The 20,257-nt window shown below is 65.2% G+C and carries 17 protein-coding genes; 5 read left to right on the top strand and 12 right to left on the bottom strand.

The window, feature by feature from the left end; all coding sequences use genetic code 11:
• The first annotated feature begins 77 nt into the window (after nucleotides 1–77).
• Nucleotides 78–383, top strand: coding sequence for a hypothetical protein (locus tag AC1RM6_RS07365; protein WP_493099680.1), 306 nt, complete (start codon nucleotides 78–80; stop codon nucleotides 381–383).
• On the opposite strand, the gene AC1RM6_RS07360 is transcribed toward AC1RM6_RS07365, so the two are convergent.
• From AC1RM6_RS07360 to AC1RM6_RS07345, 4 genes are all read right to left on the bottom strand, one after another.
• Nucleotides 380–1,072 (bottom strand): dTMP kinase, encoded by a 693-nt coding sequence (locus AC1RM6_RS07360; protein WP_493099678.1) that lies wholly within the window; start codon nucleotides 1,070–1,072, stop codon nucleotides 380–382. The genes AC1RM6_RS07365 and AC1RM6_RS07360 overlap by 4 nt on opposite strands.
• Before the next feature lie 31 nt (nucleotides 1,073–1,103).
• Nucleotides 1,104–2,636: an acyl-CoA synthetase gene (locus AC1RM6_RS07355; RefSeq protein ID WP_493099676.1), complete on the bottom strand. Its 1,533-nt coding sequence runs from the start codon at nucleotides 2,634–2,636 to the stop codon at nucleotides 1,104–1,106.
• Nucleotides 2,637–2,714: 78 nt separating this feature from the next.
• Complete coding sequence (locus AC1RM6_RS07350; protein WP_493099674.1) at nucleotides 2,715–4,544, bottom strand: DUF885 domain-containing protein; 1,830 nt, start codon at nucleotides 4,542–4,544, stop codon at nucleotides 2,715–2,717.
• 267 nt (nucleotides 4,545–4,811) lie between these two features.
• On the bottom strand, nucleotides 4,812–6,533 hold the full coding sequence (locus AC1RM6_RS07345; RefSeq protein ID WP_493099672.1) for an alpha/beta hydrolase: 1,722 nt from the start codon (nucleotides 6,531–6,533) through the stop codon (nucleotides 4,812–4,814).
• A gap of 644 nt (nucleotides 6,534–7,177) precedes the next feature.
• Between AC1RM6_RS07345 and AC1RM6_RS07340 the strand changes: the two genes are divergently transcribed.
• From AC1RM6_RS07340 to AC1RM6_RS07325, 4 genes are all read left to right on the top strand, one after another.
• On the top strand, nucleotides 7,178–9,784 hold the full coding sequence (locus tag AC1RM6_RS07340) for a TonB-dependent receptor (protein ID WP_493099670.1): 2,607 nt from the start codon (nucleotides 7,178–7,180) through the stop codon (nucleotides 9,782–9,784).
• Nucleotides 9,784–10,611: a hypothetical protein gene (locus tag AC1RM6_RS07335; protein ID WP_493099668.1), complete on the top strand. Its 828-nt coding sequence runs from the start codon at nucleotides 9,784–9,786 to the stop codon at nucleotides 10,609–10,611. Before AC1RM6_RS07340 ends, AC1RM6_RS07335 begins: the two co-directional genes overlap by 1 nt.
• A 205-nt stretch (nucleotides 10,612–10,816) precedes the next feature.
• Nucleotides 10,817–11,023, top strand: a complete 207-nt coding sequence (locus tag AC1RM6_RS07330; RefSeq protein ID WP_493099667.1) for a cold-shock protein — start codon at nucleotides 10,817–10,819, stop codon at nucleotides 11,021–11,023.
• Nucleotides 11,024–11,089: 66 nt separating this feature from the next.
• A complete protein-coding gene (locus tag AC1RM6_RS07325) occupies nucleotides 11,090–11,413 on the top strand; it encodes a DUF6481 family protein (RefSeq protein WP_493099665.1) in 324 nt (107 codons plus the stop codon).
• Nucleotides 11,414–11,475: 62 nt separating this feature from the next.
• On the opposite strand, the gene AC1RM6_RS07320 is transcribed toward AC1RM6_RS07325, so the two are convergent.
• The 8 genes from AC1RM6_RS07320 to AC1RM6_RS07285 all read right to left on the bottom strand — a co-directional run bounded on the left by AC1RM6_RS07320 (nucleotide 11,476) and on the right by AC1RM6_RS07285 (nucleotide 20,170).
• Nucleotides 11,476–11,823 carry an endonuclease domain-containing protein gene (locus AC1RM6_RS07320; protein ID WP_493099663.1) on the bottom strand — a complete coding sequence of 116 codons (348 nt, stop codon included), beginning with the start codon at nucleotides 11,821–11,823 and terminating at the stop codon, nucleotides 11,476–11,478.
• A gap of 284 nt (nucleotides 11,824–12,107) precedes the next feature.
• Nucleotides 12,108–14,648, bottom strand: a complete 2,541-nt coding sequence (locus AC1RM6_RS07315; RefSeq protein ID WP_493099662.1) for a TonB-dependent receptor — start codon at nucleotides 14,646–14,648, stop codon at nucleotides 12,108–12,110.
• 97 nt (nucleotides 14,649–14,745) lie between these two features.
• Nucleotides 14,746–15,525, bottom strand: a complete 780-nt coding sequence (locus tag AC1RM6_RS07310; RefSeq protein ID WP_493099660.1) for a hypothetical protein — start codon at nucleotides 15,523–15,525, stop codon at nucleotides 14,746–14,748.
• Nucleotides 15,506–16,216 (bottom strand): hypothetical protein, encoded by a 711-nt coding sequence (locus tag AC1RM6_RS07305; protein WP_493099658.1) that lies wholly within the window; start codon nucleotides 16,214–16,216, stop codon nucleotides 15,506–15,508. The genes AC1RM6_RS07310 and AC1RM6_RS07305 overlap by 20 nt, the downstream gene beginning before the upstream one ends.
• Nucleotides 16,192–16,488, bottom strand: coding sequence for a metalloregulator ArsR/SmtB family transcription factor (locus AC1RM6_RS07300; RefSeq protein ID WP_493099656.1), 297 nt, complete (start codon nucleotides 16,486–16,488; stop codon nucleotides 16,192–16,194). The genes AC1RM6_RS07305 and AC1RM6_RS07300 overlap by 25 nt, the downstream gene beginning before the upstream one ends.
• 213 nt (nucleotides 16,489–16,701) lie before the next feature.
• Complete coding sequence (locus AC1RM6_RS07295; RefSeq protein ID WP_493099654.1) at nucleotides 16,702–18,780, bottom strand: ATP-binding protein; 2,079 nt, start codon at nucleotides 18,778–18,780, stop codon at nucleotides 16,702–16,704.
• A complete protein-coding gene (locus AC1RM6_RS07290; RefSeq protein ID WP_493099652.1) occupies nucleotides 18,777–19,256 on the bottom strand; it encodes a hypothetical protein in 480 nt (159 codons plus the stop codon). The genes AC1RM6_RS07295 and AC1RM6_RS07290 overlap by 4 nt, the downstream gene beginning before the upstream one ends.
• The gene (locus AC1RM6_RS07285) at nucleotides 19,253–20,170 is read right to left on the bottom strand and encodes a hypothetical protein (protein ID WP_493099650.1); all 918 of its coding nucleotides are present in this window, start codon (nucleotides 20,168–20,170) and stop codon (nucleotides 19,253–19,255) included. The genes AC1RM6_RS07290 and AC1RM6_RS07285 overlap by 4 nt, the downstream gene beginning before the upstream one ends.
• Nucleotides 20,171–20,257 lie beyond the last annotated feature (87 nt).

Here is a 20,257-nt window from a genome sequence, read left to right as displayed (position 1 = left end):
TCCGAAACCGCAATAGCGAAGGGAAGACGCATGACATTGCGCTTTTGATCCGAGCCTCGGCACACCATCTATCGATAATGCGCGATCACATCAGCTCCGACTGGCAAGCGGCCATCCTCGTCTGCGGCAAATGCTCGAAGAAGGTGAAGGGCGGCTTCGGCCCCAAGGGCAGGACCCGTCTCGCCAAGGCGCTGCGCGATCTCGGCAACGGCAAGAAGGGGCGCAAGGCCGATCTCGGGGTGATCGAGACCGGCTGCCTCAAGATCTGCCCGAAGAACGCGGTGATGGTGGTCGACGGCCAGCGGCCGAAGGACTGGCTGATCGTCGAGGCCGGGACGCCGGTGGAGCAGGTGGCGGGGCGGTTGGGGTTGCCCCGCCGCTAGAGCCGCGCCGCGACCAGCGCCCAGATGTCTTCGGCGACATGCTCGACGCTGCGCCGCTCGCCGGCCGGGTCGAGGATCGGTACCTGCGCCAGACCGGCCGCCGCACCGGTCGTGCGGTAATAGGCATCGACCGCGACCTGCAGCCCGGGCTTCGCCTCGTGGATATCGGCTTCGCCCGCGGCATAGGCCCGGGTCGCGTCGGTGCCGCGGGCGAGATTGCCGCCGCGGCGGAAGAAGTCGGGGGTGCCGACCATGGCGATCTCGACATCGGGACGCGGCAGCGCGAACAGGTCATATTCGACCCAGCTCAGCAGCGCATGGAGTTCGTCGCGGCGCGCGGGGTCGTCGATCTTGGCGCTCTGATAGGCGATGTTCGACGCGACATAACGGTCGCACAGCACGATCGCCCCACGCGCGAGATCGGCACGCATCCGCTCGCGCTCGGCCAGCCGGTCGACCGCGAAGGCGAGGCTGAGGAATTCGGGCGCGACCTCGCCGAAGCGGCCGCCGAGAAAGCCGCCGATCAGCTCGCCGATCGGGGTGCCGCTTTTGTTGGGAAAATCATAGGCGACGATCTCGCGGCCGAGGCCAGCCAGCTCGGCGCGCAGCAGCGCGATCTGGGTGCTCTTGCCGATGCCGTCGGCGCCTTCGACGACGATCAGCCGGCCGGTGGAAAGGGGGGATGTCATCGCGCTGGTGTCGGGCGCGGCGGCGCGGCGGTCAAGCCGGGGCGAGGCTTTTCGCCGCCCATTGTTCGCGCAGGACATTTTTGAGCACCTTGCCCGCCCCCGACAGCGGCAGTGCCTCGACGACGTCGAAGCTGCGCGGCACCTTGAAGCCCGCGATCCGCGCGCGGGCATGCGCGACGATCGCGGCGGTGTCGGCGACGGCGCCGGGCCGCAGCACGATCACCGCATGGACCGCCTCGCCCCAGCGCTCGTCGGGGATCGCGATCACCGCGACCTGGGCGATCGCGGGATGGGTCGACAGCGCATGCTCGACCTCGGCCGAATAGACATTCTCGCCGCCGGTGATGATCATGTCCTTCAAGCGGTCGACGATCGTCACATATCCGCGCGGGCACATCCGGCCGAGATCGCCGGTGTGCATCCAGCCGTCGCGGACCGCCGCCGCGGTCGCCTCGGGCATGTCCCAATAGCCGAGCATGACATTGTCGCCGCGCACCACCACCTCGCCGACCTCGCCGCGCGGCAGCTCGCGATCGTCGCCGTCGACGATGCGGACCTCGACGGTGGCGATCGGCCGGCCGGCGCTGTGCATCCGCCCGTCATGGCGCGCCGCGCCGAGATGATCGTCGGGCGAAAGCGCGGTCGCGCAGGGGCCGAGCTCGGTCATGCCATAGCATTGGTGGAGCGCCGCCGCCGGCAGCGCCGCGATCAGCCGGTCGAGGGTCGCCTCGTCGATCGTCGAGGCGCCGTAGACGATCCGCCTGACGCTCGACAGGTCGTGGCCGGCGAAGTCGGGATGGCCGATCAGCATGCGCAGCATCGTCGGCACCAGGAACAGGTCGGCGATCCGGTGCCGCTCGATCGCGACCAGCGCTGCCTTGGCGTCGAACATCGGCAGGAACACCAGCGGCCCGCCGCCCATCACCGCGATGTTGGTGATCGCCAGCGACCCGATATGGAAGAGCGGCGCGCTGACCAGGAAGGCGCCGCAGGGCTGGCCGCCGGGGGTGGCGATCGTCCCCAGCCCCGAAGCGAGGATGTTGCGGTGGCTGAGCATCACCCCCTTGGGAAAGCCGGTGGTGCCGCCGGTGTACATCACCGCCGCGAGATCGTCGCCCGACCGGCGGGCATCCTCGACCGGCTCGGCAGCCTCGAGCCAGGCGCGATAATCGTCCGATCCGATCTCGATGACATGGTCGAGGCAGGGTGCGCCGTCGCGGATCGCCGGGATCATCGCCGCGAAGGCGGGATCGACCAGCAGGATGCGGGTACCGCAATTGGTCAGCGAATAGGCGACCTCGGCGGCGCTCCAGCGCAGATTGACCGGGTTGATCGCGCCGCCCGCCCACAGCGTCCCGTAGATATAGTCGAGGAACGGGGCACCGTTGCGCGACAGCATCGCCACCCGGTCGCCGGGGGCGAGGCCGATCGCCCGCAGCGCCCCGGCGAAGCGGGCGATCGCGGCGCCGGTCTCGGCCCAGGTCCGCTGCCGGTCGCCGTCGATCGTCGCGACCTCGTCGGGCGCGCACTGCACCATCCGGTGGATCGCCTGGGTCAGATACATGCCGCCTCCCCTGAAGCCCGTGCCGGTCGCCGCCGGCTTCGTCGGGACGACGCATAACCCAACCCCGGCGATTGCACATCACCCCATCGCGGCGCGGGTCCGCTTGTCGACGAGCTGCTCCATCACCGTCAGCGGCATCGCGCCGCTGTCGAGGACGTCGTGGAACGCCTTGAGATCGAACTTCGCGCCGAGCGCCGCCTGCGCCTTGGCGCGCGCGCGGGTCCAGGCCATGTGGCCGACCTTGTACGAGCAGGCCTGGCCCGGCTGGGTGCAGTAGCGCTCGACCTCGCGCTGCGAGCGCGGCTGGGCGAAGCCGGTGGTGTCGACCAGATAGGCGGTCGCCTTCTCGCGGCTCCACTGCTGGGTGTGGATGCCGGTGTCGACCACCAGCCGCGCCGCGCGGAACAGGAAGGACTGGAGATAGCCGGCGCGTTCGAGCGGATTGGCATAGGCCTTGAGTTCGTCGGCGAGCTGCTCGGCGTAGAGCGCCCAGCCTTCGCTATAGGCGCCGAAGAAGCCGATCTTGCGCAGCATCGGAATGTCCTTCGACTGCTGCGCGAGGCTGATCTGGAGATGATGGCCGGGGACGCCCTCATGATAGGTCAGCGACGGCAGGCTGTATTTCGGCCAGTCGCCGACATCCTTGAGGTTGATGAAGTAGATCGCCGGCCGCGCCCCGTCGAGCGAGGCGCGCTTGTAATAGCCGTTCGAGGCGCCGTCCTGGATCTCGACCGGCACCGCGCGGATCTCGAGCGCGGCGGTAGGGACGTGCGAGAAAGCCTGCGGCAGCTTCTTGTACATCGCCTCGATCCCCGTGTTGAGCGAGGCGATCAGCGCGGTGCGGCCCTCGGCCGTGTTCGCATAGAGCTGGGCCGGATCCTTGTTGAGCGCGGTCAGGCGCTCGGCGACCGTCCCCCTGGTCATCCCCTGCCCCTTGAGAATAGTATCGAGCTCGGCCGAGATCTGCGCGACCTGGTCGAGCCCCATCTTGTGGACCTCGTCGGGGGTGAAGTCGGTGGTGGTCGCCTGCTTCAGCGCGGCGGCGTAGATCGCCTCGCCCTGCGGCACCCGCCACACCCCGGCGCCGGCTTTGGTCAGCCCGCGCTGCTGCTTCATCAGCGCGATCTGGCGGTCGAGCGCGGGATAGACCCTGGTCTCGACGATCTGCGCGGCGGGCGTCGCATAGTCGCCGGCGATCCCCTTCTCCTTCGCGCGGCGGACGAGCGAGCCGACCAGGTTGCTCTGCGCGGCCGGGGTCGCGCGCAGCCGCTCCATCTGGCCGATCGTCAGGTCGATCGAAAAATCGGGGGCGATATAGCCTTTCGCGCCGCGCGCCCGCTCGACCTCGGTATCGGTGTCGAGCGAACCCGCGAACGCGTCGAGCCGGGCGAGATAGGCGTCGGCATCCTCCTTGGTCGCGACGACATGGGTGTCGTTGAGGAAGTCGGGGACGCTGAAATAGGCGCCGCCTTGCTGGAAGATGCGATAGGGCCGCGTGACGCTGTCGAGGCCGAATTTCTCGGCGGCGACGAGGCCCTGGCGGCGCGAATAGAGGATGATTTCACGGTTGAGCACAGCCGCCTCGGACAGGCCGGCGGCCGGAAAAGCCTCGAGTTCCGCGACCCATTTGCGGCCACGTGCGAGATTCCGCATATTTTCGGCTTCGCTGTCGTCGTCGAGCTTCGATTTCATCGCCGCGCGCGGCCCCTTGTCGAAGCCGAGCGAGGTGCAGAATTCGGGCGAATGATCGAGGCTGTCCTCGAAGATCCGGTCGAACAGCGCGTTGAGCTTGGCGTCGGCCGGGTTCGCCGCGGGCGCCGCGGTCTGGGCGAGCAGTTCCGCCGAAAAGCCGGTAGCGGCGACGAGCGCGGCGGCGCTACCGGAAGCGAGGAAGGCGCGACGATCCATGATATTCTCTTTCGGTGCGTTAGCAGGATAAGCCACTCTAACGCGCGCGGTTGGCGCCTGACCAGCCCCTCGGGAGATCATCAATCGCAGTCCAACCCGATCGCGCTAACTGCGCGGACTTGTTCCCATCTCCGTCATTCCGGGCTTGACCCGGAATCTCTTTGCCTTTCGCGGGCGGAAGAAGAAGGGAGATCCCGGATCAAGTCCGGGATGACGGGTAAGGGGGGTTGTTCGCGCGTAGGAGCGAACCGCGAATGCATGGCCCGATCAATAGCGCCAGCTGGTCAGATCGGCCCCCTTCGGCGCGGTCTTGGCGATGCGGGCCATGATCCTGGGCAGATACATGCTGTTATAGTGGAGCCGCGAATAAGCGTTGGACTGGCTGTGGTCGCCGTTCCAGCAATGCTCGGCGCGATCGCCATAGTCGACCTGGCCGCCCCAGGCCGGGTCCTTGAGCGCCTCGAGCGTCTCCTGCGCGAAATAGACCGCGTTGGTGAGGAAATAGGTGTCGGCCGATCCGACATAGATGTGGAGCTTGCCCTCGAGCTTGGGGCCCAGCGTCTTCCAGTCGCGCTGGACGATGTGGGTCAGGTCGAAATGCTCCTTCCAATAAGCGGCGACCGCGGGATCGATGTCGCCGGTGCGCTTGTCGAAGATCGGCCGCGGATAGCCGTCCTTGCCCTGCGGGCCGAACACCGCCTGCCAGATGTCATATTGCTGGCCCGACCGGCTGTTGTCGCCGAGCACCAGCTCCATGTGATTCTCGTCGCGCTGGGTCGCGAAGGTGCGGCCGAGATAGTCGCGCGTCGCCGGCTGTTCGATCTTGCCGGCGACCCCGGTCATCGCGAAGGCGTTCTTGTCCTGGTAGAGATTGATCGTGGTGTAGGCACGGAAATCGATCGGGTCGGGGCAGGCGATGAACGCGCCATTGTACATGTCGGGATAGAAGACCTGGGTCGCCATCGCCTCCCAGCCGCCGGTCGACCCGCCATAGGTGAAGCGCGCCCAGCCCTCGCCGATGCCGCGGAACCGCTTCTCGATGAAGGGGATCAGCTCCTTGTTGATCGCGTCGCCATAGGGCCCGAGATTGGCCGAGTTCACCGCATAGCTGTCGTCATAATAAGGATTGGCGTGCTCGATCTCGATGACGAGGAAGCGCGGGAAATCCTTGGCCGTCCACATCCGGTAATTCTTCCACGCCTCCTCCTGCTGGATGCGGTTGTAGCCGGCGAGGTGGAAGCGCTCCGAATAATCGGGCTTGAGGTTCGGATCGGGCGGAGTCTCGCGCCAGGCCGAGATGCCGTCGCCGGGGAAATGGCCATGGTTGACCATCAGCGGATAGTGCGCCTGCGGATGATCGGCGAAACCGGCGGGCAGCAGCACATAGGCGCCGAGATAGGTCGGCCGCCCCCAATAGCGGCTGAGCAGTTCGCTCTTGATCGTCACATGCTTGACGAACGGGGTGTCGGCGGGGGCCGCAATCGGCGGCACGACCTTGTCGAGGGTGAGCGCAAGCGGCGCCATGTTCGGGCCGACATGAACCGCGACCGGGGTCGAATAGAGATTGCCGGGCTTGATCGCCCACTGCTGGCCCTCGCCCTGGTCGGGCGGCAGCTTGACCACCGATCCGTCGGCGCGGCGGAAGGTCTCGTAGCGGTTGAGCACCGCCTGCACCGTGTAATCGCCCGGCGGCAGCGCCGAAAGCTGCTCGACCGGCCAGCCATAGGCCTGGTCGCCGATGGTGACGGCGGCCCCCGGCGCGAGGCCGTCGACGGTCTGGCCGAACATATAGGGGTTCTTGAGCAGCGCCTCGAGCCCGACCTGGAGCCGGGGCTCGGGGGTCTTGACCGGCGAAGCGATCAGGATGAGGCGGCCGTCGAGCGGCCTCTTGCTGGCGGTCGCGGGAAAGGAGACCGACACCGTCGGCGCCGCCGCGATCGGCGCTGCCAGTGCCACTGCGGCGGCCAGCGCCGCTCCCCATGTCCGCATGCCCATATGCCCGGTGCCCCCTTCGCGATGAAGGCGCAGCATCGCGCAGCCGGAGGGCCGCTGACAAGCGCGATCGCGGTGCCCGGCGGGGAGAAATCGCCGTCCCTGTCCACCGTCATTGCCGCGAAGGCGCATAGGTGCCCACCTACCCCGTCGCCCCGCACTCGTTGCGGGGTCCATGGCTGGTGCGTCGGGCGCTATGGCTGAAGGAAAGCGCGCCCGAATGGCGCGTTTGTCCCTCGACGGTGGTCTGTGCGGCGATAGCCATGGACCCCGGAATAAGTCCGGGGCGACGAACGGGAAAACGAGGTACCCTAACTCAGCGCGTCGGCGGGAGCGACGGGAGAAATTCGTGCGCAGGCTCGATTGTGACAGCGCCGGCAACAGTGCCAGAAATCCGTCATCGTCCGTCAACATGACTGTCATGACCGGGGACTAACCCGCCCCGGGACAAGGGGCCAAATGATACGCATCAGATGAGCCCTTCATCCTCCCTGAAGCGCAGCTTTGGGGAGGGGGACCGCGTAGCGGTGGAGGGGTCCGCGCGACGTCGATAGCGCGGAAGACCCCTCCACCATCCTGCGGATGGTCCCCCTCCCCATCTACGATGGGGAGGATCTGGCAGCGGCAGGGGGACCAGGCAGATGCGCACTTCACGATGGCTGGCGGGGACCGCGTTGCTGATGACCGCGACCGGCGGCTGGGCGCAGACGGCGGCGCCGGCGGCGGCCGACGATGTTGCGGGGGCCGACGAGATCGTCGTCACCGGCCAGCGCGCGCAGCAGCAGCGGGCGATCGAGGCCAAGCGGACCGCGATCGGGGTGCTCGACGTGTCGGCCGCCGACGAGATCGGCCGGCTACCCGACCGCAACGTCGCCGAGGTGGTCGAGCGGCTGCCAGGGGTCGGCGTCACCTACGATCAGGGCGAGGGCCGCTTCGTCGCGATCCGCGGCGTCCCGTCCAATCTCAACGGCTATACGATCAACGGTTTCGAGATCGGCAACCCCGACGGCGCCACCCGGTCGCTGCCGCTCGACATCATTTCGGGCCAGCTGCTCAACCGGGTCGAGGTCGCCAAGGTCAAGACCGCCGACATGGACGGCCAGGGGATCGGCGGCAACATCAATCTGGTCACCCAGACCGCGTTCGATTTCCGCGAGCGCACGACGCTGGCGGTCAACGCCCAGGCCGGGCACCAGCAGTTCAACGACAAGGTGCCGGTGCGCGGCGACGCCAGCATCGCGACCCGCTTCGGCAGCGACGACCGGTTCGGGCTGGTGCTCGGCGGCAGCTATTCGGACCGGACGTTCGTCAGCTACGGCTTCTATCCCGACAGCTGGACCCCCGACAGCCGCTGGGCGCGCGGCGGTGCGCCGATCAACATCAAATATACCAACTACACGATCGAGCGCGAGCGGATCGGCGCGACCGGATCGTTCGACTGGCATGTCGACGAGCACACCAAGCTCTATGTCCGCGGCCTCTACAGCCGCTATGCCGAGCATGAGCAAAGGCCGCGCTACCGGCTCGATTTCGGCACCACGCTGGTCCCCAATGCCGATGGGCTGACCGGCACCGCGATCGGGGTCGCGACCCCGGCCAGCGGGGTCGGCGCCGGATCGGGCCCCGAACGCCGGGTCGATTACCGCACCGACGACAAGATCAAATCGGTGCTGACCGGGGCGATCGGCGGCAGCAGCGAATATGACCGGCTGACGCTCGATTACGGGATCGACCGGGTCCACAACAAGGTGTCGGACAAGATCCCGCTGTGGCAGTTCCGCTGCAACCCCGGCACGATCGACGTCGACTTCACCGACACGATCTACAGCGCGACCCCGCGCGCCGAATGCACCGCCAACCAGCTCCAGTTCCGCCAATATTCCTATCAGGATCAGGAGGGCGAGGAGGATATCTGGCAGGCGAAGGTCGATGCGACCTACCGGCTGCCCGGGCTCGGCGAGAACAGCTTCATCCGGATCGGCGCCAAATATCGCACCACCGACAAGAAGCTCGACCAGACCAACGACGTCTGGACCCGCGGATCGACCACTGCGACCCGCTTCACTTTGGGCCAGTTCAACCTCCAGGGGCCGAGCTTCAACGTCTATCCCGACGGCAGCAACAGCGATCACGCTTATGTCAACGCGCCGACGATCGACGGCGCGGCGATCGCGGCGTTCACCGCGACCAACCTGCCCGGCCCCTATTTCGTCAAGGATGTCGCGACCTCACTGGCGAACAACACGCTGTCCGACCTCGACGTCGACGAGGACGTCACCGCGGCCTATGCGATGGCGCAGCTCGGCTTCGGCGCGTTGACGGTGATCCCGGGGGTGCGCTTCGAGCACACCAAGCTGGGCATCGGCGGCTTCCGGCTCGACAATGGCACCACGGTGGTGCCGCTGCATTTCGACAACAGCTATGACGATGTCCTGCCGAGCCTGATCCTGAAGCTGACCCCGTCGGAGCAGACGATCTTCCGGCTCGCTTATTCGAAGAGCATCGGCCGGCCCGAATATAGCCAGCTCACCCCCGGCGGGACGCTGAGCACCTCGACCACCGACTCGCTGTCGAGCGGCAATCCCGCACTGAAACCCTATCGCGCCGACAATCTCGACCTGACCGGCGAGTGGTATTTCGCGCCGGGCGGGCTGCTGAGCGTCGGCGCCTTCGCCAAGTGGATCAAGAACCCGATCTTCACCCAGACCCAGACCCAGACCAATGTCACCTATGCCGGCGTGGTCTATCCGCTGCTGCAGGTGTCGCAACCGTTCAACGCCGACAGCGGCCATATCTATGGCATCGAGGCGCAATATCAGCAGCAGTTCACCTTCCTGCCCGGGCTGCTGTCGGGCTTCGGGGTGAGCCTGACGGGCACGCTGGTCAAATCGTCGGTCCACACCTTCGACGGCCGCAAGACGACCTTCCCCAACCAGTCGGGGCATCTCTACGGCGCCGAGCTGTTCTACCAGAAGGGTCCGTTCGAGGCGTCGGTCGCCTATCATGTCACCGGCCATGCGCTGCTGCTGCTCGGCGCGACCGCGAACGACGACCAGTATAACAACGACCTGCGCCGGCTCGACGCCAAGGCGAGCGTGGCGGTGTGGAAGGACGTCAACCTGTTCGTCGAGGCGCAGAACCTGACCGACGAACCGACCCGCCAATATCAGGCCGGCAACAAGAACTGGATCATCCAGAACGAACGCTATGGCCGAACCTTCTACGCCGGCGTATCGGCGAAATTCTGATGCTGACCCTGCTCATAGCCGCCGCGATCGCGGCCCCCGCCGCGCCTGCCGCGCTGCCCGCCTCGCTGAGCGCCACCGAGGCACGCCGCGTGCCGACCACCGACGCCAACCAGGGCGTGGCGTCGCACGGGCCGCATCTCTACGCGATCGACAATCGCGCGATCGCCCAGATCGACGCCGCGACCGGCCAGCAGGTCGCGCGCTGGGACGGCGACCCCGAACATTATAAGCATCTCAATTCGTGCATCGTCGAGGCGCAGACGCTGGTCTGCGCGGCGTCCAACTATCCCGAGACGCCGATGGCGGGCCGGATCGAGCGGTTCGATATCCGCACGATGCGCCATATCGACACCCGCGAGATGGGCGGCACCTATGGATCGCTGACCTGGGTCGATCATGACAGGAGCGGGCGCCACAAGGCCGACTGGTGGGCGTGCTACGCCAATTATGACGGCAAGGGCGGGATGCCGGGGCGCGACCACCGCGCGACCACGCTGGTCCGCTACGACAAGGATTTTCGCGAGATCGCCCACTGGACCTTCCCCGACACCGTGCTCGACCGGTTCGCGCCGCGCAGTTCGTCGGGCGGGGTGTGGGGCAAGGACGGGCTGCTCTATGTCACCGGCCACGACCGCCCCGAGCTCTATGTGCTGCGGGTGCCGAATCGGGGGAGCGTGCTCGAGCATGTCGCGACGATCGCGATCCCGACCGGGGGCCAGGCGATCGGCTGGGATGCGCGCGAACCGCGGCTGCTCTGGTCGATCGAACGCAGCACCAAGGAGGTGGTCGCAAGCCATATTCCACCGGTGATCGCGGGCGGGAAATGACCGTGCGGACGGCGGCGCGATCGCCCGACGGCGGTTGCCGCTGGCTATTCGGGGCGCGATCGCCTATAGAGTCCGCGCTGACGTCGCCTGCGACGGATATATCAGGCCGATCTCGATCGCCCCTCTTTGTCCCTATCTAGCCTCACCGAAGCCGGGATGCGCCATGTCGGAGCATGCCCGTCACCATGGGACAAAGGATACCCATATGATCACCGGAACCGTTAAATTCTTCAACCCCGACAAGGGCTTTGGCTTCATCGCTCCCGAGACCGGCGGCGCCGACGCGTTCGTCCACATCTCGGCCGTCGAGCGCGCCGGCCTGCGCACGCTCGATAAGGACCAGCGCGTGTCCTACGAGCTCGAGACCGACCGTCGCGGCAAGACCTCTGCGGTCAACCTGCAGGTCGCGTAACCCATGATCGGACGGGCGTCGCGTCAGGCGTCGCCCGTCCGGACTTGTTCAAGGAGACTATCGTAGATGGCGATGTTCAAGGAATTGACGATCCAGGAACGCCAGGCTGCCGCGAAGGAAGCCAAGGCGAAGGCGCTGGCGAAGCTGAAGGCGAAGCCGCCCGTCGATCCTGAAGTGCTGGCCCAGGCCAATGCCGCCCGCCTTGCCCGCGAAGCCGCGCTCGCCGAGAAGCGCGCCGCCGAAAAGCAGGCGAAGAAGGAAGCCGAAGCCGAGCGCAAGGCGGCCGCCGAAGCGGCAGCCGCAGCAGCCAAGCCCAGGCAGCTCACCGAAGCCGAACGCAAGGCCGAGCGCGACGCGCGCTACGCCGCCCGCAAGAAGCGGGTGGGCTGAAGCTCGTTATCCTCCCTATGCGAAGCATGGGGAGGGGGACCATCCGCAGGATGGTGGAGGGGTCATCCCCGCTCGCGACACAGCCGCACGATCCGATCGGCCACCGCTTCGACGTCATGCAGCACGTCGCGCGCCGCGATCCGAACGACCACGACATCTTGGCTCGCGAGCCACGCGTCCCTTATATGGTCGCGCGTTACCTGAGCCGGCGCGTCGTGCCCTGCCCCGTCGAGCTCGATCGCGACCCGCGCGGCTGCGCAATAGAAATCCAATATGTAGACGCCGAGCGGATGCTGTCGCCGAAACTTGGCGTCTACGCCGCGCAGACGTTGCCACAGCAGCACCTCGGGCAGGCTCATCTCGCGCCGGAGTTGGCGCGCGCGGCGATATGTTTGCGGATTCGCTGACATCGCGAATAGCCCCAACTCCGCGGCCATGATGCTCTGGGAGTTGAATAGCCGATTTGGCCCGGTGCTGCCACATTTCAAATCCTCCCCAAAGCGCAGCTTTGGGGAGGGGGACCGCCCGCAGGGCGGTGGAGGGGTGCTCGCCACAAACGCTGCGTGTGCGGCGAGGACCCTCCACCAGCTTCGCCCACGGCTGCTGCGCAGCCGGCTTCGCGCTTTCACCATGCCCCCGGCATGGTGACACACTACGCCCCCCTCCCCATGCGCAGCATGGGGAGGATCTAAAATCAGAAGAACAGCTTGCGGACCTCGAACTTCACCGCGCGGCCGAGCGGGTCGAGATAGGCGCCGCGATAATTGGGCGGGGTCACGCCGGTCGCGTCGCGGACGGTGATGCGGTTGTTGGTGATGTTGGTGACGGCGAGGCTGAGCCGCATGCCGCGCACCCAGGGATGGTTCTTGGCGATCGACTGGACCTGGCCGAGATCGGCGAACAGCCGCAGGTCGGCCTTGGCGAAATCGGAGAAGGTGAGGTCGCCGGTGGTGCTGTTGGCGCCGCCGCGCACGGTGGTGCCGCTCTGCCAGCTGCCGCTGAGCCGGGCGCCGAGGCCGCTCTTGGTGAAACCCGCCTGCAGTTCGATCAGGTGACGCGGCTGGCCGCCATTGTTGCCGGTCGCCGCACCGTCGAGCAGATCGAGCACCGGCACGCCCGGCCGGATCAGGATCTCGTTCTTGAAGAACCAGGTGTGGTAGAGGCCGATCTGCATCCGCCCGAGCCCGCCCGGAGGACCGCCGCCGAAGCGCCCGCCCGGACCACCCGGGCCGCCGAAGCCACCCGGACCACGGCCCTGCCCGCCTCCCTGGCCGCCGCCCTGTTCCCCGCCGAAATTGCGGGTCGAGGGCTGTTCGGGCGTCGCGGGCTGCTGGCCGCCGAGCGCGCTGAGATCGGCCGGGCCGTCCTGCTGCTTGGCCTGTTGTTCCTTCTGGGCGGCCTCGCGCTGCTCGCGCGCCTTTTCCATCTGGGCGCGGCGCGCCTCGCGGGCCTCTTCCATCGCCTTCATCGCCGCCGCCGAGGTCAGCGATTTCGAGAAGTTGATCCCCCAGCGCAGCTGCTGGCGATCCTCGCGCGCGAACTGGACCGGCCGGCTGTCGATCGACAGCAGGCGGCCCGAGGAATCGCGGACGAAGCGGTTGGGGAAGGCGTCCTCGATCTCGACGGTGTTGGTCGGGAAGGTACCGAAGCTGTTCTTGATCCGGGTCTTGGTATAGTTCGCGGTGATCGACAGGTCGGCGCGGTTGGTCAGCGTCGGCTTCAGGGTGAAGCCGAGCTTGAGCACCCGGCGCTTGTCCGATCCGAGATCGGGATTGCCGCCGGTGATCCGGACGATGTTGACCGACTGCCCGGTGCGATAATCATAGACCCGCACGTTCGGGGTGCTGACCACCGGGTTGCCGAGCTGCTGCACGGTCGGGGCGCCTTCATCGTCGGTCACCGAGGCGATGAAGCTGACCAGCGGGATCGGCGTCCATTTGGCGCCATAGCCGATCGTGGTCAGCGTCGAGAAGTTCGACACCCGGTCGGCGGCGAGGTTCAGGTTGAGCGACAGGTCGCCGATCGCGCCGAGCACATTGTTGCGGCGGCTGGCGATCGGCAGGTCGAAACTCGCCTGGCCGCTGGCGATGTTGCGCGACATATCGGATTCGCTGGGAATACCGGACCGTGTCGAGCGCGCGTCGAAGCCGGTGAGTTCTCCGCCGACCTTGATGCTGCTGGTGATCGGACCCGCGGGCAGATCGGCGATGGTGCCGGCGACGACGAACTGGACATTGCCGATGTCCGATTTCGACTTCGCCCGGTCGACCACCTGCTGTGCCGTCGTCGTGCCGTTCAGGATGGCGTCGCGATCGGTGCGGGTGCGGCTTTCGGCATGGTCGTAATTGCCGGTCAAATTCCAGCGCCACGACCCGAGCACGCCACCGAAATTGGAGCCGAAATGGCCGCTCAGCCCGCGGACATTCTGCTTGCGGACATCGTCGGGATCGACGGTCGACAGCCCCTGGATCGAATCGCTGGTCGTATAGCCGAAGGTCGCGTTCAGGCTCATCTGGACCTGATCGGTCAGCGGCCGGGCCAGCACCGAATTGAGGGTCAGCGCCTGGGTCGACGGCAGCAGCGAGCGATATTGGCCGACGCCGTCCGGATCGATGCCGCGTTCGGCCTCGGTCAGGCGATCGGCGGCGGCGTAGCGCAGCCCCAGATTGATCCGGTTGTCGCCCTGGATGCGCAGCAGATAGGAATTGGCCTCGCCGCTCTCGCGCCCGCCCTGGGTGCTGGTGCCGGGTTCGAGTTCGGCGGTCACCGCGCGGAAGCGGGGGCGCAGGACGATGTTCACGACCTTCTGGTTGGCGGGATAGCCATATTTGAGCGCGACCTCCTCGGGCAGGATGTCGACGCGGCGGATCGCCTCGGTCGGGATGTCGCGGATCTCGTTCATGCCCGAGATGCGCTTGCCGTTGAGCAGCACCACCGGCGCCTCGCCGCTGCCGCGGCCGCTGGTGGTCTGCGGGGTGAGTTCGGTCAGCAGTTCGGAGACGGTGCTGACCCCGAACGAGCGGATATCGCCGGCGTTGAGCTGGGTCTCGGGCTTGATGTCGCCGACGACGGCGCCGGGTTCACGCTGGCCGGTGACGAGGATCTCCTCGTCGGCGCGGTCCTGCGCGGCCATGTCGGCGGCCTGGCCGCGCAGCGGCGCGGCCTCCTGGGCTTGCACCGCGGCCGGCAGTGCCGCCAGCCAGACAGCGGTCATCGTTCCCCGATAGATGTTCATGCAGCGTGTCGATCCCCAAATCCGGCCGAATCCCTCGGCTTTGGGCGGCTATAAACGCTATTATCGCCAAAGGATTTCAGGATCGAAACACGATCGGTCAGTTCGTCGCAAGTTCGAAATCCGCCCGCGGCGGGTTGGCGGCGGCGCGCGCATAGAGGCGGTGATGCGCGCAACCGATCGCGCAGAGGATCAGCGCCATCGCCCCGCCGTCGAGCAGGATCAGTGCGATGCGAACCTCGCCATGCCGGGCGACCGCCAGCATCGTCAGCGCGCCATGGAGGATCTGCAACGGCACGATCAGCGCGAGCATCAGGACCACCGTGGCGACGATACGGCCGCGGGTGCGCGCCCAGGACCAGCCGAGGCCCGCCGCCCGATCGCCGATCATCACCCCCGCGAAACCGGGCAGGATGCGAGCCATCACGGCGAGTTCGACGACGAGATAGACGAGCATCGCCAGCACGCTGGCGACGGCGTTGGGCAGGCCGAACGCCGCGACCAGCGCCAGCATCGCCAGCTTGAGCCCGATCATCACCCCGAGCAGACCGAGCAGCAGGAGGAAGGTCACCCCCAGCCATCTGAGCTGGCGCCCGCCCAGGCCCAGCACCGCCGCGAACGGCAGTTGGGGGTCGCCCGCCAGCCGCACGAAACCGATATAGGCGGCAAGCATGATCAGCAGCTTGGGGAGGACGAACAGCGCCACCGCGGCCTTCGACGCGTGGCGCAGGGTCATGCCGTCCATGAAGCCGGCGCGTTCGGCGAGCAGATCGGTCGCGGCCATCAGCAGCGCGACCGCGAGCATGAGCCAGGGCCGTTCGCGCAGGATCCGCAGTCCCGCGGCATAAGCGGCAACGATATCAGCGGCGAGCATCGGCACGTGGTTTCTCCCGGTCGCGAGGGGCGGTGAACAGGCTGAGCAGGATGGCGTGGGCGGTGCCGGTCAGCAGATCGGCGGCGAGCAGCGCGACGATCAAGTCGCGGGTGGCGATCGCATGGCCGGGCCCCGATATCGCGATCCAGGGCAGCAAGATCAGCAGGGTGCCGATCGCGAGGCCGCGCCAGGCCGAGGCGCGATGGACCTTGCGCCAGACAGCCTCGTCGCGGACGAACGGCGGGAAGACGACGCCGTTGAACCAGCCGGGGCGCGACTTGGTCAGCATGTTCGCCTTGAGCAGGAGGAGCGTGCCGGTGAGCGTCGCGGCGGTGGCGATCGCATCGGGCCGATAGCCGAGCTTCGCAACGATCCCCATCAGCTGGAACGCGAGCACCAGCACCGGCCCGCTGACCCAGCTGATCGCGAAATAGCCGCCGGCGCGCACCAGGTTGCGCCGCCAGCGCCGCCCCCGGGCGAGGATCAGCGCATGGACCCCGACGCTCAGCACCGCCTGCACCATCGTGCCGATCATCACCGCGCCGGTCGGCCACCAGACCGAGACCCCGTCGGCCGAACCGTCGAAGCGCCGCGGAAAGGGCGCGTCCTCGCCGAAGGCGATCACGCAGCCGATGCCGACGAGGATGACGGTCAGCACCAGCCCCCAGGCGGTCAGTCGCGCCGTTCGAAGGTCCATGCCGCCTCCTTCGCCGAGGCGCGGCCGACCCGGTTCATCAGGCCGAGCAGCGCGCCCTCGAGCATCGACAGGTTGAGCGAATAGAGGATCTGGGTGCCGCGCCGCTCGCTGAGGATCAGCCCGGCCTTCTTCAAGGTCGCGAAATGGCCCGACAGGGTCGGCTTCGACAGATCGAAATGATCGGCCAGCTCGCCGGCATTGCGATCGCCGTCGCGCAGCAGCGCCAATATCTCCCGCCGGACCGGATGGGCCAGCGCATCGAACACATCCATCGGCAACCCCTATTTCGGATATCTCCTAAATAGGGGTTTTTCTAATTAGGTCGAGTCCTAAATTTGAGGTGGAGGTGGTTGGGCACTCGTTTGCGGGATCACATGAGTACATCCAACTATCGTTGGTGGGCCTGATGAACATCGCAGATTGGGCCGAAAGAGGACTACTTGCTCTCAGTAACGAACTGTACAACAGCTGGCATGCCAATACCGCTAGCCAAGCATTGTTTCGAAATCGTCAGCGAGACCTTCCTGCTTTGGTTGCAGAATGAAACCAGGGAAATCGATGATCCGCGCGTGGCTGCCCATCTCGCGCTCGACCAACGCCAAAGGTTCTGACGTCGAAACGATGACTTGGCCGCCAGCCTTCGCGGCCAGACCGGCGCGCTTGAGAAAAGCAAACAGGCTACCCGAATCGATTTCCTGCTGCCCCGGTTCGTCGAATATTAGGAGCGCCGGATGATTAGTTTGATGAATGCGCCCCAGTTCGAACGCAGCAAGAAGATATGCCCATTTAAGTCGTATGCCGTCGCTCGCCGACACTTCGAAATTTATTTCTTTCTCGACAACCTCTGTCCCCGAACGTTCACGAACGAGCGGCCGGAAATTGTCCGTCGAGAGTGAGATTTCGGCAGGTTGAAACGACCGGAAGCCATAATCCGTCAGCTGTTCGCAGATTTTCGTCGTGAGTATTTCAACCTTCTTCAAATCTTTGGCCGTAAGATCATCGGCAGGAAGCGCGCGTAGCGCTTCGTTGGCCTTCGCCCATGCGGCAGCGATTGCCTTAAGCTCGTCGAGCAGCGAAATTGCAAGATCATCGATGCTGCGAAGCTGGTTCAGAAAATTCTGCTGCCGAACGAGATTCTCGATCACTGCGCGCGACGGAGACGCGCCGGGGCGCACCAACTCCTGACGAAGGCCGCGCAATTCCTGTTGCTTGTCCTGGAGGTTGCGTTCGACCCCTCGGAATCTACCGGCAATCTCTTGCAAACGCTCAGCCGAGGCGGCCAATCCGGATCTGTAAAGTTGCAACTGGGATTTAACGAAAGCGATGTTCTCATCGAGCGCCATACCCTCGGCATCGATAGAAGGAAGTAGCTCGTTCGAAACATCTTGATGACAGGTGGGGCAGAGATGTTCCGAAGACGCCTTGCCAAGGTCCGATCCCAACCGCTGGAGCTTTTGAGCGTCTTGGTTTCGGCGTAGGTCGATTTCGAGCGATCGAACCCGCTCAGCCAAGGCCTGGTTATCCTGTGTTTCAGAAGCGTACTCATTACGGACAGCCTCGATTACGGCCGTCTCAGTGTCGATCTGACCGCGGAGCGTCGCAATTCGCGCTTCCATCTGCGGCGCGACGGTGTCGATCGTTTCCAGCTGGGCCGCTTCCAGATCTCCGATCTGTTCTTCGAGCTCCGCGACGAGGGTAGTAAGCTGAACCCACTCGCCCTCATGGAATAGCTGCAAATCAATTTCAGGCTGCAGCGCGAACTCGGCATTTGGCTGTTTGGGCAGTCCTCGTACTCGGCCCATGCGAGCGGCCGCGTCGATGAGTTTGCTACGCTCTCGCGTCCATCGATTGTTCAAGTCCGCAATCGCATTGCGTAGTTCTGATCGCTGACGCCGGAATTGTGCAATGTCGAGGTTGAGGATAAACTCCATCACCCGCCGGGCAACGTCCTGAATACGGAAGAAGGTCGGGAACGGTCCTTGAATCGTGGACCAGCCCCGCTTCTGTTCCACGAACAGCATTGGGAAAATCGACTCCAGGTAAAGCGGGCATTCGGCGCCATCGTATCGCGCGACGACTGGCAGGCTCCAACCGAGATAGGCTGCAAAAAAGAAGTGAAACCCGTCCTCTTGGACCGCCGCCCCGCCATCGAGAACATAGAAATCACGCTGGCGGGTTCTCGGCGCATCCTCGCTGAGCGAAGCGCCAAATATTACCTGGATCAGCCTGGTATCACTCCCTCCAACGACATCACGATGCAGGACGATGATTTCACCACGATCGTTCTCAATCTCTAGTTCAACGAACGACTGCAGGACCATTTCATAGGGCAGCTTCTCGGCAGCATGGATGCGCTCGCGCATCGCATAGGGGAGTGGGATCGCCAATTGTGGTCCGAGCGCCCGTTCGAGGCCGAGCACGTAGATGACCGCCTGCAGGCATGTCGATTTTCCTGAGGTGTTCGGCGCCTGAATGATATTGAGACCGGCCTTAAGGGAAATGTCCGCTTCGTATGAACGCTCGGCGGTGAAAGATCGAAGCCGTAGGTGTCGAAGCCTGATCATGACGCAGGCCTTTCGCCGAGAAGCGCTGATACGCGAACTTCCGTCAGTTTCTTGGCATGTTCGGTGATGACCGTGCGTTCATCCACGAGCACGTCCTCGACCTTTGCTATTTCTGCCGCTGCCTTGAGCCCCGTCTGGGTAAGCTGCAAGGAGGCGCGCCCGCCGGCTTTTGTCCATTTGGCAAGACGCTCGCCGACGACGAAATCGATCGCTCGAGCGAAGGCGGGCTCAACGCGTAAGTTCCACGGCAGGATTTTGGTATCGAGATTAATGGCATCGCGCAATCGGCTGACCTGATGGGACCGAATAGCATCGTTCAATATGTGGAGTTTCGCCAGCGAGGCTCGGCTCGATCTCGACGCTGATAGCATCAAGAGTATCAGCGGCACCCGCCAAGCAATACGCATATCGCCAGGCACTGGTGTCGGCCGCCGTTGGAATGAGAAACGAGTGTGCGCAAATTCGGGGCTGCTCAAGATGGATCACCTTTTGGGAAGTCCAGCGGGCAACGGATTAGCCACTCGCCGATCGTGCCAAGCGCTATCCGGGTCCGAAGTCCCGGGTTCAAAGTCGGCAGCGCTTCGGCCAAAGACGCTTCTATCCGGTTCATGCTTTCCTGAAGCTGCTCACCAGGGATCGTCGAACTCGCGCCGACCGCGATCAGCCGCGCCTCTTCCGCCTCGATTGTCTCGAAAGCGCGCTCCCACAAGACAGCGTGATTCTCCCGCAATTGAGCAAGCGCATTCTCACGGTGAAGGTGGGCCTTCACATATTGGTTGCGCCTTTCAGCAACCTGCCCGGCTGGAGTCTTTGACCCGAACGCACGCCCCAACTTGTCATCGATTCGCGCCCCAATCTCCGTATCCCCCGCGTCCTTCACTTGCTGCTCGGTCGGTGAATCAATACTGAGCGGTGGCCCCAAGGACATCGCTCTCAACTGCGCGATCTCAGCCTGGAAATCCTCCTGAGAATGACAAAGTGCCTCAAAGTCCGCGGACAAAAAGGCTAGACTCGTTGCTTTGATCGTGACGCCGCGAGCCCGAATGGATGCGACCACGTCCTTGTTATCCAAAAACGGGCAGAGGAGGATCCACCGGCGGGCCATCGTACCCGCAAGCAATTTCTCGATCGTCGCCTTGTTCTTTTCGAGCTTTGGTAAGTCTCGGCCTGCTTTCGCCTTCATCGCGCTAGCTGCCTTGGCGACATCGGATGCCTCTTCGGGAGCATAACATTGGTACAGGCAGCCGCAGGTCGTGAAGAATTCAAGCCCAGCGTCACCCTTGACCTTGTCGGGCACCGCTTGGACGTTTTCTGCGCCATGCCGACGTTGGACGAGCTGCAGGGCGAATTCCTGCCACTCCTTTCCCTTCCATTCCCGCCGATTTGCCATCTGTTCCCCCGCAGTGCAGGTTTAACCAACGTTATCTCTGCTGCAACTGGAAACGGGTTAATGTGCAATCCGCTGCCGGTCTCGGCA

The organism is Rhizorhabdus sp. GW822-FHT03C02, from assembly GCF_058801765.1.
Note: the sequence above shows the minus strand (reverse complement) of the source record. Positions and strands in the feature narration are given on the sequence as shown.